The 14,384-nt window shown below is 43.7% G+C and carries 19 protein-coding genes and 1 tRNA gene; 7 read left to right on the forward strand and 13 right to left on the reverse strand.

What is annotated here, in order from left to right; translation table 11 throughout:
• Positions 1-81: 81 nt before the first annotated feature.
• Positions 82-267 (forward strand) — tRNA-Met (locus LC1Nh_RS01620).
• A gap of 17 nt (positions 268-284) precedes the next feature.
• On the opposite strand, the gene gatE is transcribed toward LC1Nh_RS01620, so the two are convergent.
• Genes gatE through gatD form a run of 5 tightly spaced genes read right to left on the reverse strand, consistent with a single transcriptional unit; the run spans position 285 to position 4,570 of the window.
• Positions 285-2,141 (reverse strand): Glu-tRNA(Gln) amidotransferase subunit GatE, encoded by a 1,857-nt coding sequence (gatE, locus tag LC1Nh_RS01625; protein ID WP_153549962.1) that lies wholly within the window; start codon positions 2,139-2,141, stop codon positions 285-287.
• Between the two features lie 7 nt (positions 2,142-2,148).
• Positions 2,149-2,448, reverse strand: coding sequence for a hypothetical protein (locus LC1Nh_RS01630; RefSeq protein WP_153549963.1), 300 nt, complete (start codon positions 2,446-2,448; stop codon positions 2,149-2,151).
• Positions 2,438-2,974 carry an AAA family ATPase gene (locus tag LC1Nh_RS01635; protein WP_153549964.1) on the reverse strand — a complete coding sequence of 179 codons (537 nt, stop codon included), beginning with the start codon at positions 2,972-2,974 and terminating at the stop codon, positions 2,438-2,440. Before LC1Nh_RS01635 ends, LC1Nh_RS01630 begins: the two co-directional genes overlap by 11 nt.
• Complete coding sequence (locus tag LC1Nh_RS01640; protein ID WP_153549965.1) at positions 2,971-3,264, reverse strand: hypothetical protein; 294 nt, start codon at positions 3,262-3,264, stop codon at positions 2,971-2,973. The genes LC1Nh_RS01635 and LC1Nh_RS01640 overlap by 4 nt, the downstream gene beginning before the upstream one ends.
• 7 nt (positions 3,265-3,271) lie before the next feature.
• Entirely contained in the window at positions 3,272-4,570 is a 1,299-nt protein-coding gene (gatD, locus tag LC1Nh_RS01645; protein ID WP_153549966.1) for a Glu-tRNA(Gln) amidotransferase subunit GatD, read from the reverse strand.
• A gap of 132 nt (positions 4,571-4,702) precedes the next feature.
• On the opposite strand from gatD, the gene LC1Nh_RS01650 reads away from it, so the two are divergent.
• Positions 4,703-6,013 carry an MBL fold metallo-hydrolase gene (locus tag LC1Nh_RS01650; protein ID WP_153549967.1) on the forward strand — a complete coding sequence of 437 codons (1,311 nt, stop codon included), beginning with the start codon at positions 4,703-4,705 and terminating at the stop codon, positions 6,011-6,013.
• Here LC1Nh_RS01650 and LC1Nh_RS01655 read toward each other — a convergent pair.
• Positions 6,006-6,467: a DUF192 domain-containing protein gene (locus LC1Nh_RS01655; protein WP_153549968.1), complete on the reverse strand. Its 462-nt coding sequence runs from the start codon at positions 6,465-6,467 to the stop codon at positions 6,006-6,008. The genes LC1Nh_RS01650 and LC1Nh_RS01655 overlap by 8 nt on opposite strands.
• 35 nt (positions 6,468-6,502) lie before the next feature.
• Here LC1Nh_RS01655 and LC1Nh_RS01660 point away from each other — a divergent pair, with 35 nt between their 5' ends.
• From LC1Nh_RS01660 to LC1Nh_RS01670, 4 genes are read left to right on the forward strand one after another with little or no spacing between them, the layout of a single operon-like run.
• Positions 6,503-7,093 (forward strand): hypothetical protein, encoded by a 591-nt coding sequence (locus tag LC1Nh_RS01660; RefSeq protein ID WP_153549969.1) that lies wholly within the window; start codon positions 6,503-6,505, stop codon positions 7,091-7,093.
• A gap of 7 nt (positions 7,094-7,100) precedes the next feature.
• Positions 7,101-7,235, forward strand: a complete 135-nt coding sequence (locus LC1Nh_RS06145) for a hypothetical protein (RefSeq protein WP_256727644.1) — start codon at positions 7,101-7,103, stop codon at positions 7,233-7,235.
• Between the two features lie 36 nt (positions 7,236-7,271).
• Positions 7,272-7,895 carry a hypothetical protein gene (locus LC1Nh_RS01665; RefSeq protein ID WP_153549970.1) on the forward strand — a complete coding sequence of 208 codons (624 nt, stop codon included), beginning with the start codon at positions 7,272-7,274 and terminating at the stop codon, positions 7,893-7,895.
• Positions 7,896-7,934: 39 nt separating this feature from the next.
• Positions 7,935-9,347, forward strand: coding sequence for a cryptochrome/photolyase family protein (locus LC1Nh_RS01670; protein WP_153549971.1), 1,413 nt, complete (start codon positions 7,935-7,937; stop codon positions 9,345-9,347).
• On the opposite strand, the gene LC1Nh_RS01675 is transcribed toward LC1Nh_RS01670, so the two are convergent.
• From LC1Nh_RS01675 to LC1Nh_RS01695, 5 genes are all read right to left on the reverse strand, one after another.
• The gene (locus LC1Nh_RS01675) at positions 9,348-9,770 is read right to left on the reverse strand and encodes a hypothetical protein (RefSeq protein ID WP_153549972.1); all 423 of its coding nucleotides are present in this window, start codon (positions 9,768-9,770) and stop codon (positions 9,348-9,350) included.
• Positions 9,771-9,828: 58 nt separating this feature from the next.
• Positions 9,829-10,434 carry a nitroreductase family protein gene (locus LC1Nh_RS01680; RefSeq protein ID WP_153549973.1) on the reverse strand — a complete coding sequence of 202 codons (606 nt, stop codon included), beginning with the start codon at positions 10,432-10,434 and terminating at the stop codon, positions 9,829-9,831.
• A complete protein-coding gene (locus LC1Nh_RS01685; RefSeq protein ID WP_153549974.1) occupies positions 10,434-11,156 on the reverse strand; it encodes an endonuclease III domain-containing protein in 723 nt (240 codons plus the stop codon). The genes LC1Nh_RS01680 and LC1Nh_RS01685 overlap by 1 nt, the downstream gene beginning before the upstream one ends.
• A 134-nt stretch (positions 11,157-11,290) precedes the next feature.
• Positions 11,291-11,890 carry a sensor domain-containing protein gene (locus LC1Nh_RS01690; RefSeq protein WP_153549975.1) on the reverse strand — a complete coding sequence of 200 codons (600 nt, stop codon included), beginning with the start codon at positions 11,888-11,890 and terminating at the stop codon, positions 11,291-11,293.
• Positions 11,891-11,896: 6 nt separating this feature from the next.
• Positions 11,897-12,112, reverse strand: a complete 216-nt coding sequence (locus tag LC1Nh_RS01695; protein ID WP_153549976.1) for a hypothetical protein — start codon at positions 12,110-12,112, stop codon at positions 11,897-11,899.
• Between the two features lie 110 nt (positions 12,113-12,222).
• On the opposite strand from LC1Nh_RS01695, the gene LC1Nh_RS01700 reads away from it, so the two are divergent.
• Positions 12,223-13,011 (forward strand): hypothetical protein, encoded by a 789-nt coding sequence (locus LC1Nh_RS01700; protein ID WP_153549977.1) that lies wholly within the window; start codon positions 12,223-12,225, stop codon positions 13,009-13,011.
• Positions 13,012-13,046: 35 nt separating this feature from the next.
• Here LC1Nh_RS01700 and LC1Nh_RS01705 read toward each other — a convergent pair whose 3' ends face one another.
• Together LC1Nh_RS01705 and LC1Nh_RS01710 are read right to left on the reverse strand one after the other, a co-directional pair.
• Complete coding sequence (locus LC1Nh_RS01705; protein WP_153549978.1) at positions 13,047-13,451, reverse strand: hypothetical protein; 405 nt, start codon at positions 13,449-13,451, stop codon at positions 13,047-13,049.
• Between the two features lies 1 nt (position 13,452).
• Positions 13,453-14,334, reverse strand: coding sequence for a hypothetical protein (locus tag LC1Nh_RS01710; RefSeq protein WP_153549979.1), 882 nt, complete (start codon positions 14,332-14,334; stop codon positions 13,453-13,455).
• Between the last annotated feature and the right edge of the window lie 50 nt (positions 14,335-14,384).

Raw genomic sequence — 14,384 nt, forward strand, 5'->3', positions numbered from 1 at the left:
GGCTTTCGGAAGTCTTCATTACAAAGGTGCATTCAGCTTTTGCCTGAATGCTCTATTGCGTTTGCTTAGCGTAACAAGAATGGGAAAGTAGCTCAGGGGCTAGAGCGCTGCGCTCATAACATTAAGTTGTGAGCAATGAGGGATGCAGCCTTTTTCTGGAAAGGTTGCTTGAGAAGATCTTTTGATCTTCGTGCCCGATGATTAAACCAAGAATTCCAGAAATTGTGAGATACGCAGAGGTCCCGGGTTCAATTCCCGGCTTTCCCAAAAACCCCTCTTTTCTTTTAGTCAATTCTTTTCTCAAGTTCTTCCTGCAGAATCTGTGAGATAGTTGCTCCGTCGGCATCGACTTTCTGCTGTAGGATTCCCATCAAAGGTCCTTGTGCATGCATACCCTGTTCTTCTACCATGTCGGCTTTCTCTTCTAGGACTTCTTGGATGGTTTCCCGAATTTCGCTTTCATCTGTCTTGCTGCTGACAACTTCTTCAATTGCTTCTTCAGGGTTGCGTTCTTCCATCTCACTGATTACATCTGCTAGGTCGCCTTTCTGGATTTCTTCGCTTTCCAGTGCTGAGAAAATAGCTTCAAGTTCTTCATCTTCCAAGCTTTCTATCTCTACGCCTTGGTCTTCTAGATTGGCTTTCAGATTGGTGAAGAAGTTTGCAACCAGTCGAGAATCATATTCTCCCTTGAACTCCTCAAACTGTGGAAGTTCTGGTGATGAAACAATCTGTGTTGCCAGTTCCTCACCTATTTCCTCTGAGTAGTCTTCCTGCTTTTCGTCTAGTGTCTTCGGCAGATTCTCATCAATTTCCTCTATATCGTCTTCTGTAACTCGAATCGCAGGTATATCGGTTTCAGGATACATTCGAGCTGATCCTGGCAGAGGTCTTGCATAAGAGGTTGTGAAGTCCTGTTCTGCTGTCCTTGTCTCTTCTGGTATTTCTCCGGTATAGATTTGCTTGGCTCTTTCTCTTACTGCCTGTGCTGCAGCTTTTGCCTGAGACTCTTCTGCAGCTATAACAGCTATAACATCTTCATCGTTTTTCTTGAAGTCCTCAGCTACTTTTCCAAACTCTTCTACCAGCCCATAGTTTTCTAGGTCTTCATCTGTGTGTAGGATTCCCTGTACTCCTCTTGTTTTGGCGTAGTCAACTAATTCCTTGGCTACATATCTTTCTCCAGATATTTTCTGTTTCATCTTTCCTGTCATCTGTGGAAGTTTCAATGCGTAGACTGCGCCGTTGTTTTCCAGTACGGTCGATACAATATGGTTTTCAGTGTCTTCGAAGTGGTGTGTTACATTGTCTCCGACAATTTCATCGACCAGGTTGTCGTCAAACTCGTTTCCGAGTTCTACAAGGTTTTTCTGGCGTTCGACTTCTAATTCGATTAAATGGTCGATGTTTTTGACATCCTGGAAGCCCTTGATCTCGACTCTTGATCCTTCTTCGATTGAGACATTGACGTCCTGACGGATGGTTCCGATTCCTCTTCGGGCTTTACCGGTGGATCTGAGCAGCATTCCGATCTCCATTGCAACCTGTTTAGCATGTTCAGGTCCTTTGATTGATGCGTCTGTTCCTACCTCGATTAGGGGAACTCCTAGCCGATTTAAATCATAGATTGCTTCGTCATCTTTCCTCTTATGAATCCCGGCAGATTCTTCCTCCAGTTCAACATCTTCTACAGCGACCGAGCCTTTTTCAACATCTATTTCTCCATCAAGACCAACCATTGCAGTCCTCTGGAATCCTGAAGTGTTGGATCCGTCGACAACCATCTTACGCATAACTTGAATTTCCTCAGGAACCTCTCCATCTATCATTCGGACAAAAGTTAGCGCTGTATCCAGTGCTTCCTCATCTATTTCATGAGGCGGCTCCTCATCCAATTCAACTAAACAATTATTTCTCCTGTAGTAGTTGTATACGAACTTCTTGGATTTTGCGGCTTCAACCTCTGCAGCCTCATCTTTCTCACCTGTCTCGCCGGCAACAGCACTGAGAAATCTTTCAACATGTGCATCGGCAGCCTCATCTTCTAGCTCGACTGGGCACTCACAGAAAAGCTTTGTCTCTGTGTTTAACTGCTGGTGAATCTCAACACCGCATTTAAATCCAAGTTCTTCGTAATTCATTAATATTTCACCTTAGTTGCTCTATGTATTCTTCAGCGATTTCCTCAGCCTCTTCTTCTGACTTGTGAGGGATGTAAACCGCATTTCCTTCCTGTTTTATTCCTGGTTTGAAGCTTAGTACCGAAATTTTATGCCCCAGAATCTCAGTTGCTGTTGTGAAGTCTTGCATGAATTCATAGGCGAGATCTTCGGAAAAGCCGTTTTCTTTCCCATCGTAATTGAATTCTACTTTTACAGTATTTGATTTAAACCCTACATCTTCTACTTCATATTCTATTAGCTCTGGTTTATACTCTCTAGTCGACAATGTCGTTCACCTTTTCTTCAAGTTTGCTCATGTTGATGTTTTCATTTTTAATCATTTTATCACTCAGTGCCATCAGTTTTCCAACTCCGTTTTCGATTTCTCGGAGGTCTCTTTCGTGGAATTCGTCTCCGACCTGGTCTTCTTCTCTCTGTCTTTCTTTTCTTCTTTCTTTGCGTGTTTCTCTTGAGGTCCAGACTGCGATGATATCTATTTCTTCTCCTGTTTCTTCTTCGAATCTTTGTTTTTCGTTCCAGCTTCTCATTCCTGTTATGACGACTTTGTCTTTTTCTTCCAGTATTTCTTCTAGGTATGGAACGCTTAACTGGGCTATTGCGTCCATTCCGTGGAGTTCTCGCATCTTGTTGACGAATTCTCCTGTTTGCTCGGTTGGTATCTCTCTTTCCTTCATTTCGATTCTTACTACTTCTCCCATGTCCAGTACGGCAAATCCTTCGTCTTCAAGCATCTCTGCGACAGTTGTCTTTCCTGAGAGAGGCATCCCGGTCACGCCATATATTTCTGTCACTTTCCGTTCACCTTTTTCCTCAGTTTGTCGAAGTATTTTCCACCGAACTGGCGCTTAACCTCAGTCTGAATCACTGACTTAGCTACACGATATTCAGTAAAGTCCTGAATGTTATCTACATCTATGCCGGAGGTTTTCAGGAACCGGAGAGGATCTCTTAACTCCTCATCGTATTTATAGGCCTGATCCAGGGCATACTCCCGCAGTACATCTTTTAGCTTGTCGAAACGGCCGTCATCAATAAACTTCTTAGCCTTCTCATCGAACTCGTCTAACAGTTTTCTTGTCACTTTCTATTCATCCCTCGTACATACTTCTATCACTAATCTCTCCATTAACATTCTCTTGGAAAACTTCTTTAGCGTCTTCCATGCTATCTGTCTGGCCTAAAGACCACATCAGTTTGACATAGGCCAGTTCAGGATGCATATCCTGTGATTCAATTACTCCTGCGTCCTGGATTTTTATTCCTGCATCGTATACATTCATGTCTGTCCTACCGTCTAGGCATTGTGATGCTAGAACCACTACTGTATCTTCTGATAATTTTTCTAGTTTTTCTAGTATGTCTTCGTGGTGCTGAGTCTTTTCGTCGAAAGCATTGACTGGCATATGCCCCAGCCCGGTTCCTTCGATGACAACTCCGCTGTAATCTTGTTCAATCAGGAACTCTATCTCTTTGGGCTTCATGCCTGGTCTTACTTTCAGTACTCCGACTTCCTCATCTAATTCTGTATTTTTCTCGTATTCTTCATCGTCTTGATCGAAATTAGTCTCTATTCTTCCGGTCTGGTAGTTTACTGAGCCTAATTTCTCCGCATTTATCGGCTTAAAAGCGTCTCTCTTTGAAGTATGCATTTTTCGGACTTTCTGCGGTGGTAGGATGTTGCATGTGTCGTCGCTACTGGTTTCATGCATGCAGACTCCGAATCCTGTGAAATCTGTTTCTGTCAGGAATCTGGATGCACAGTACATGTTCATTTTGGCGTCTGTGCTTGGCCGGTCGGATGATCTCTGTGAACCTACTATCATTACTCCTGTATCCAGATTCTGAAGCATCAGGCTGAGTCCTGCTCCTGTCCAGCTCATAGTGTCGGTTCCGTGACCTAGGATAATTCCGTCATAATCGTCTTTGACTTCGTCAATTGTTTCTGCGATATCTTGCCAGTGACCTGGCTCCATATCTTCTGAAAGCATCTGTGCGACGACTTCAGAATGAAGATTTACTTCCTCTGCCAGTTCCGGATACATCTGAACAAGGTCTTCTGGGTCGAAAGCCGGCTTGACTCCTCCTTCCTCATAAGAAACTCTTGAGGCGATTGTACCTCCTGTGTGTAGTACTAGTATATTTGGTTTGTTCTCTGAGTGTTTTAGGTCGATATCTAATTCTCCAGAATCTTCGTTTTTTTCTATCAGTTCTATTTCTTCTGGTTCTAGACCTATGTTGTATCCTGAGTCCAGTTTTAGATTCAGGATTTCTGGGTCGCCTGTTCCGGGTTTGGGCATCAGTCTGCCTTTTCTGCCGTTTACCTGGATGCGGTCTCCTGTTTCTATGTTTTTGTTTTCGAGGAGTTGCTGGATGTTTTCAGAATACATACGGTGAAAGTGTTTACCAAAACTTAAGAAGTAGTCGTTGACTGGTTCTCTTTTAAAAAGATGTGCGCCGAATCTGTTATTATACACTTGCTAAAATACGCGAGAATTTACTAATCAGAGGTTTTTCTAATTATGAAAGTACACACAATTGGAGGCTACGAAGAGATCGGCAAGAACATGACCGCCGTCGAAGTTGACGGAGAGGTCGTCGTATTCGATATGGGATACGACATGGAAAATGTTGTCGGCTCTGACGAGCAAATCGACGAACTTACAACAAATCAAACCCTAGAAACAGGAGCAATCCCTAAAGACGAACAAATCTACGAGAAGAATGTCGTGGCAATCGTTATCGGCCACGGACACCTTGACCATGTAGGAGCAATTCCAAAATTGGCAGGAGCATACGACGCACCGATTATATGCACACCGTTCACGGAGAAGATTATCGAGAACGGCTTAGAGAGCGACAGGAAGAACATCAACAATCAGATCATCTCCATGGAGCCAGGAGAAGAGTTTGACATCTCAGGCAAGATGGAGCTAGAGTTCCTGCATGTCAACCACAGCATCCCAGACGCAACACTCTCACTTCTCAAGACTCCGGACGGAAATGTCATCTACGGAAACGACATGAAGTTCGACAGAAGACCGGTAATCGGAGAGAACACTGATATCGACCGACTGAAAGAAGTTGGCGAAGAAGGAATAGAACTGATGATCCCAGGAACAACTTCCGTCGACGAAGACGGAAGAGTACCGCCTGAAGAATCAGTCAAGGTTGAACTGGAAAATGTTCTGAACGCTTCATACGAAGCAGGAGGAGCAGTAGTCATCACAACATTCTCCAGCCAGATCGCACGACTCAACTCCATCCTTGAAGCAAACGATGGAAGAAGAAAAGTCGCATTCGTAGGAAGAAGCCTGAAAGAGTACACCAAAGGCGCAGAAGAATGCGGACTGATCGATCTTTCACAGGTTGAAGTAGTTTCATACTTCGATGAATGTGAAGACTTGATGAGAAAAGTTGATGGTGAAAGAGAGGAATGGCTTGTAGTTGCTACAGGTAACCAGGGAGAGCCTGGAGCACAGATGGACAAGATTGCATCCGGAACATACCCATTCGACTTCGAGAAAGGAGATCACGTAATCTTCTCCTCCAGAACAATCCCAACGCCGCCAAACAAGGCAAACAGGTACAAACTGGAGAAGAAACTCTCCGAACAAGGCGTAAGACTTTACAAGAACATCCACACATCTGGACACGCCAAGAAAGAAGATCACAGAGACTTCATTACCTTCCTAGATCCAGATCACATTATTCCAAGCCACGGTCATCTTGGCAAACTTGGAAGCTATGTAGAACTGGCTCGTGAGGAAGGATACAGCCTAGGAGAAGATGTACACTTGTCAGAGAACGGCAAGGTCATCGAACTCAATTAAAACGGTCAGGGATTACAACCCTGTCACCTTCTTCTACATTTTCTCTTTCTACAAAACTTGAATTCGTTTCTATCACATATTTTGCTGGAGCGTCGCTTCTGTAAGTCTTCAGGTTCTCATCAGAGGTATTTGGCTCTGGAACTGCTTCCTCTATGTTGATTATCTTGCCTTCAGAGTCTACAAAGATTATGTCGAGAGGTATCAATGTGTTTTTCATCCAGAATCCTCTGTCATCTTCTTCTGGGAATACGAATAGCATTCCTTGTTCTATCGGAAGTTTTTCTCTGTACATCAATCCTTTTTCTCTTTCCTGTGGTGTATCAGCTATTTCCACATCTAGAGAGGTTGATGAGTCTGGAAAGTGTACCTGTGTTCCTCCTCCCAGTACAAATGCAACTGCTATCTGTGCCGTCAGGATTAGTGGGAGGATCTTGAAGGGGTTGAAGTCTTTCATAGTTGATAAAAAAGACTGCTGGAATATTAACTGTTATGGAACTTGAATTGGACTTGGAACTTGACAAGGCTAAAGCCGGTTTCCTGACGGCAGGAATCTTAATCGGAATAATTGCTTCTTTCGGATTCGCAAACTCTCCAATAGCAAGTCCAGACAACTCTCAGAGGCTTGTCTCATTCCTAGAGAACCAGTCAGGACAAGATCTCGAAGCATTAAGTACTGAGAACGCCGGTCAGTTCCAGAAAATCGATGTAAGAACAGAAGACGACCAGTTAACAACATACTACACAGATGGGGAAAAATTCACCTCACAAATGCAAGACATCGAACAACTAAGACAACAGACCCAGAGGCTTGCCGACTTCAGCCAATGTCTACAAGATTCAGGGACAGTAATGTTCGGAAACACTTCTCAGAGATCAACACAAGCCCAGATCCAAGCACTAGGAGGAACACAAGTAGTAGCACCGATATACCAAGATGTATCAAACAACCAAACGATAGAAGCAGTCAGACAGATCGGACTCCAACAAGTACCAGCATTCTACAGAAACCAATCAGCAATCCAAGGAACACAGCAACTCGACCAAGTAGAACAGTTCACAGGCTGTAGCCTAGAAAACTAGAGAATCAATGGTAGAAACAGCATTAGAAATAACCTGTGACTCCTGCAGCAACCGCTTCTGGTACTCAGGAGAGAAAAAGTACCCTGAGACAGTTGAATGCTCTAAATGCAGTAAGGAGAATAAGATACCAGAGGAAGGCTGAAAAAGCTAAAAAATTCTCGATAACTAATTGTATAATATGCCTTCCATGGACCCTCATCCGGAAGAAACAATAGAAAATTTTGGATTAGGTGATGTTGTAGATTTTGACTGGATAGAGGAGGATTATCTTGAAGGCGGTGCGGTAGCTGCGACCGCCAGGAAACCTAAACTGGAGCCTGTAGATAATCTTGGAGATGCTAAAAATTATGAAGGGCTTTTTGCAGGTCCTGACGGTCAGTTATATGGTGTAAGCGAGGATAAGAGTATAGGTTTTATTGGAGATATTGAATCTTACTCTAATTTTGATTATCCAACTATAGAGCATTCTAATCTACATGAATCACAGCATTACATCCAGTTCGACGAAGACCAGCTCTGGGGAGATACGATGGACGAGGTATATGGCGTTTCAGATGATTTAAGAAAACAACTTAACAAGGTTGATAGACTGAGGGACTTGAACGATCATCCTCTCTACGGCAGATTTATCGACGATGCAAGGGTTACAGGTGTGGTAGAAGGATACACGGAAAGAGTTACTCAGTCGTTACAGGAAAACGGAGAAGAAATTGGAGAAGGCTTCTACCCTGGATACACACAACTTGCGGAGAATACGATGAAAGCAGATGGAATCGACATAGACGAAGAACTGGAGCCATAAATCCATCAAGAGTAAAAATTTTCCTGACAAACCCGTAACATGGCTTCTATCATTCTCCCAAACCAGCTCTTCCCCGAACCAGTGGAAGAAGACAAAAAGTACTTGGTGGAACACTCACGCTACTTCACAGACTTCAAGTTCCACAGGAAGAAACTAGTACTACATAGAGCCTCTATGAAGGTCTATAATGAAGAATTAGATGGAGAGTATATAGGATACGATCAGGACTTAGCTAAGATATTCAAAAAAGAAGACCGGATCCGGATGTACGACCCGGTAGACCACAAAGTCCGGAACCAGATTGAGGCACTGGCAGAAAAACATGATGCAGAACTAATTTTTGAGGAAACTCCGGGTTTCATGGCTTCGATGGAGTTCAACGGAGAATACTTTGAGAGCCACGAATACTTCCAGCTAAACTACTACAAACAGATGCGGAAGAAACATAATGTACTCGTCGACGAAGACGGCAAACCTGAAGGCGGAAAATGGAGCTTCGATCCGGAAAACAGGGAGAAAATGCCAGAAGACATCGACAAACCAGAGATACCACAGTTTTCATCCCAGCATGTAGAAGAGGCCAAAGAGTACATTCAAGATAACTTCCCGGACAATCCCGGGAAAATTGAGGACTTCTTCTGGCCAGTAACACGTGAACAGGCGCTGGAGAACCTGGAAGACTTTCTTGAAAATAGACTGGAGAATTTCGGTGATTATCAGGACGCAATCGACTCCGACCTCAAGTTCGGCTTCCACTCACTGCTTTCATCCTCAATAAACATCGGTTTAATCACTTCAGAAGAGGTCGTGGAGAAGACTCTTGAGTCGCATGAGAAACATGATTATCCGATGAATTCTCTGGAAGGATTCTTGCGGCAGATCATCGGTTGGCGGGAGTTCATCCGGGCAATGTACGAACTGGAACCTGAGATGAGTGAAGTGAACTTCTGGGATGCAGACAACGAACTGCCTGAAGAGTTTTACACCGGCGAGACGGGCCTTCCACCTGTAGATGATTCGATTCAGCACGCTTTGGATGATGCTTACTGTCATCACATCGAGCGGTTGATGGTGCTGGGTAATGTGATGCTGTTGCTGGAGGTAGATCCTGACGAGGTCTACGACTGGTTCATGGAGATGTTTATCGACTCGTATGACTGGGTGATGGTGCCGAACATCTACGGCATGAGCCAGTACGCCTACGAAAACATGATGACCAAACCCTACATCTCATCCTCAAACTACATCAACAAAATGAGCCACTACACCGGCGGAAAATGGGAAAACCACTGGGACGGCCTCTACTGGAACTTCATATCCAAGCATGAAGAGAAGATTTCGGATATCCACAGAATGAGCTTCATGACCTCAACACTCAACAGGATGAACGAAGAAACAGTAGAAGAGCATCTGGAAAATGCTGAGAATTTCAGGAGTAACCTGTCATCTTAGTCATTTTATGAAGAAAGATACAAAATCTTGTAGAATCTCGGTGTTGAATTCTAAATCCCATCCTAGACTTCTCCGCTCAATCTTTCCATAGAAACCCTTATTCTGATCATGGTGTACTGTAATCCTCACATCTCTGGCCCAATAATCTCCTTCCTCGGACGGATCAATTGTACTCCATTCCTGAACCTGTGATCCAAACTCGGGATCGCCTTCAGTACAGCCATATTTCACGATATTTTCTTGGACGATAATTTTGCATTCTACTTTCCCATATTCATTAGGATCGTCCTTCTGCCAAGTAAACTCACTTCCTGGAGATATATAGCCTTCAGCGTATGTATTGAAGAACTGCGCGCCGCCCACTCCAAAGACTAGAAATAAGACAATGGCTATTTTCAAATAACTCCATTCCGAAAGCGGCATATTCTTACAGTACATGCAAACTGTTTTTTATTTAAGCTAGAGACGAGAATACAGAAGATTATCGTATTTCAAATATTTCTCCACCAGGCCTCCTCCAGTTTCTGTCTTCTTCTTTCGGGTATCCGATCGGGAAGATAAGGATAGGCCTTTCAGTTTCCTTCAGATCTAGTTTCTCGGATAGTTTGTCTTGGTCGAAGCCTCTTACTGGGCAGCTGCCGATTCCGTGTGTTTTGCATGCGAGCATGAAGAATGTGGCAGGTATGACGGTGTTTCTGGTGAGCCAGCCTGTCATGAACTCGCTGTCCCTGTTCTTGTAGTCGAAGTACATTTTACGCAGATTCTCTGCTTTCTCCTCGTCGATCCTGCCTTCCTCCAGTTTGTGCTCCAGGACCTGGTCGGCGTTCACATCTATCTCTTCGTCTCCGACCAGGACTACTATCTTGTCGGCGTACCTGATCCAGCCGTTCACCGGTATCACGGAGCTTGTGGCTTTCTCCATTGCTTCCTCGGAGTCCAGGACGATGAACCTGTAGGGTTGGAGGTTGAACGCGGTCGGTGCCTTCGTAGTCAGTTCGAAGATCTTCTCCAGTTTCTCCCTCTCTACTTCTTCATCTGTGAACTTCTTGACTGATGACCAGTTCTCCATCGCGTCTTCCAGATCCATTATTCCATCTCCTCCGGAGGATATTCTTCAGGTGTTAAGTCGCCGTTTTCCACCAGTTCGTATCTCGAACAGTACCTCTTCAGCTTTGTTTCTTCGCATGTCGGGTTTCTGGCGGAGCAGTTGTTTTTCCCATGTTCGATTATCAGCATGTGGAAGCTGTTCTTGATATCATGTGGCACTGCCTCGTTCAGTAGTTCATGGGCTTTTCCGTTTGATGCTGAGAAAGGAATCAAACGGAATCTTTTGGCGATTCTTTCTACATGTGTATCGACCGGCATTACATCTGCGTCGAAGTGGAAGTTGAGTAGTACTGATGCTGTTTTCGGCCCGATGCCTTTAATCTCTTCAAGCCAGTCCTGAGCATCTGAATCTTCCATATCGCCGAGGAACTCCACTGAGTAATCCTCTTTGTCTCCATGTTCTCTTAGCGCTTTCAGGGTTCTCTGGATTCTCTGTGCTTTGGTTTGTGGTAGTCCTGCGGGATTGATTGAATCGGCTAGTTCGTCTACTGATGCGTTTTCTATTTCCTCATAGTTTTTGAAGTCCTTGAACAGGTTTTCTGCTGCTCGTGCCGTGTTTTCGTCCGCTACATTCTGTGATAGTATTGTAACGAGTAGCTGTCTGACTCCGTCTTTGTCGTCGTGCCAGTCTTGTTCTCCGTATACTTCGAGTAGATCCTGATGTATGTTTCTGATGCGTTCCTCTGAGTTGTCGATTTGCATGTATGTTATTGTTGCCGTTAACCTCTAGTTTCTGACTGTGTTGCCTCAAGGGGTTTTTGGTGAGGAAGGTAAAGGAACGGTTTTTTCTCTTTAGTCGCTATTTTGATCGGAGCTGGATTACTTTTTCTACGATATTAGATCATGGAGTTCAGTTTCAGGTAGAGCTTTGAGGCTTTCTCTGTAATGTTGACTCCTACTATGTAGATTGTCAGTCCTGCGATAACTGCTGCTGTAAGTTCTGGTGGTGTTGTCAATGTGGTTCCGTAGACTTGGAAGTCGATGGTCCTGTACAGCAGTGGTGAGAGTACGAGTGCTGTGCTGAGTGAGATATAGGTCGTGATTAGAATTAGGGACGCCATTCCTACAGGGAATTTTGCCAGTGAGATCAAGAGTGCTTTCCAGGACTTAGTATCTAGGTACAGTTCCTTGCTTGTCTCCAGCAAATCGCCACCCTCAATCGATGGAATCATATTTAGTTCAATGTCGTGGCGTTTTGCCTCCTTTTCCAGGATACTGAGCTCCATGTTTGAAGCTTTTCTGATCACATACAATGTGGCAGCGCCTGCTAAAACTCCTATCGGGGCTGTAATTATTCCAGCTACGAGACCTAGAGCTGCGGAGAAACCTGAGACAGCGATCAAAAAGTAGATGTTGCCAGTGATAAAAGATGAAAGAAGAACTGCGTGACCACGCAGCATATTGGGAACAAATACGTTCTTTAATTTATTTTTCATAGTCGGTCACTCCTTCATGTTCTTTACTGCAAACAGCATCGTCAAGCCTCCTGCAATAAGCAGCAGCATTCCCTGGACATCTGCAGGAACCAGAGCTGGGACACTGAAACCAAGGTCTACCTTGGGAATCAACATTCCTTCGTTCGTAATCAAGGTAAGTATCCCTGCGATTTCAAGTAGAGACGCGACCGGCAACAAATATTTACCATCTATGTGGCTCATGATTTAGGCTTTGTATATTTAATATAAAAAATCAGTCAACTGCTCCAATCTAGAATTATTCCTGTTATTTATTTTATAAAACAAGGAACATCAACCAGGTAATGTTAGCCATGAAATACGACAAACAAAACTTAAGCCTTTTAACCCTGATAGCATTAACAATCGTTGCTTCAGGATGTATTTCAAACAGTTCAGCAAATCTAGACCAGGATTTTAACGGCGAATATACATCTATTGACACAAATATTTCGGGAGAGTCATTACTTAACGAGACATTCTCCAGCACGTCGGAAGATTACGATATGAGTTCAAAGACGCAGTTACTTTTCAACACGCCAGTGACTTCATTCAGATTAAACCTGACTTCTGAAGGAGTTTTCCAGCAAAACATGTCTGAAACCACTTCAGTTACCAGGATTGGTTTAGGAGCAATTGATGGAGAGAATAAGTCTGATTGGGCTCAAAAAACAATTAAGACCAGTGGAAACAGCTCTACAATCACTGTAAATTCTGAGGGAAACCAGAGTTCAGAGACAGTTGATGCAATCAGTGATGAAGAACTTGGTGTTTCAATCGAAGCTTTCAAACAGATCGGATACAGCGATGTAGAAGTACTGGGAGCTACGGGAGAAAATCAGTCCGGAATCGCCTTAGAGATCGAAGCAGACAACGCTGATCTAGCACAGAACTATGAGAACATCTTCAAGAATCATGCAGTGAACGAGGATGAGGGGTCATCGATGGAGGATGGAGAAGAGGTCTCTCAATTCAATCAGTCAAAGACCTACGCAGTCATCGACAGGGACGCGAAAAGATTAGAGAGCTATTCTTACTTCGGCTCAGCAGCTAACGGAAGCATGCAGGTAAGAGTAGACGCAGACTTCAATCACAAAGAGTGAAACAATCTCTTCCTTTTTTCTTATTTATTCTGAAATTATTCAGTTTCTACCTCAATTTCTCCGTTCTGGATATCCTGAAGTATCGAGCCGTAGAAAAGCGTGCTCATCAATGTTACGAATACCGTTATTGCTACTATCTCTGCCAAGGCTTTTGGAAACCCTTTTTCGACCGTCTGTATGTACAGGCTCATCACGAAAGCGAGGATTCCTGCGAAAGCTCCGGACCACAAGTTCCAGCCCTCACTTCTCTTGAACGCTAGCCTGACTCCAAACTGGCTCTTGAACTTCTTTGAAGCGACAACTGTGGCTAGTAGAGTAATAGTTGTGAAGAGGTATATGATAGGTGTCTGAGCCGCCTGATTTATGACTGTGACCAGTACAAGACCAAAGATACCCCACAATTCAATGTTTCTTTCCTTCAAAATATTTCTCAATTCCATATCACTCACCTTTCTGTGCATCATTTTCACTTTGTTGCTCTAGAGATGGTGCTCTGGCTTCTACCCAGAAAGTATTGCCTCTGTAATCAACAATCCATGTCCTGCTGTAGCCATCTTCTTCAACCGGCTGGCCTTCTTTCAAGGCCTCTAACACCCTGTTTAACTCCTCAGTCTCATCACCGTAGTAAGTCTCTTCTATAGCCTTCTGTATAAATTCTTCAGACAGGTTTGAGGCATCTAATTCAAACAGGTATTTTTCTCTTAACTGAGAGGAGTATTCCGAAAGATTTGAAGCCACTTTCTTACTTGTATAATTGTAGAGCTTTTCAGAAGAGTTTTCCTCCAACTCCTTGGTTACTCTAACTGTTGTATTTTCTCGTGAAAAAGTAGTATCGTTCCTATCTATGAGAACTGATTCATTTTTATCTTCAGGGCTGTAGAACTGATTGTAGGTCATTATGCTTATGTTGCTTCCAGTGCCAGCCTGATCAAGTATCATATCGACCATATCTGCCTCGTCTGTAATAAGATTAACTTCATCGCCCTGAGATTTTCCGACCTTTTCTGCCTTATACTTCACCAGTATTCCTTCCTTCTTTCCTGCTTCGGTTCTGTTCAAAGAGTAAAGGCTTCCGTTGTAGAGTACAGGAATACCGTTTTCCAGTACGTCTCTTGGAGGGTTCTCAGTTGTCAGAGAAGTACCCTCCTGGATAACTCTCTCAAAATCAATGTGCATATTGACAATATCCACGGAGGCCTTCTCTCCCAAATCAGTTCCGCCAACTTCCTCCATACTCAAAGAAGCCTCTGCATCGATACAACCGCTGGAAACAACTACAAGCGTTAAAAGACCTAAAACCAAGATAAAACTATTATTTCTCATAAGTTTCCATTCGGTAACCGCGTTTAAATTTCTGATCCCCGATATCTCAA

The sequence above is a fragment of the Candidatus Nanohalobium constans genome (assembly GCF_009617975.1).
GTDB lineage: Archaea > Nanohalarchaeota > Nanosalinia > Nanosalinales > Nanosalinaceae > Nanohalobium > Nanohalobium constans.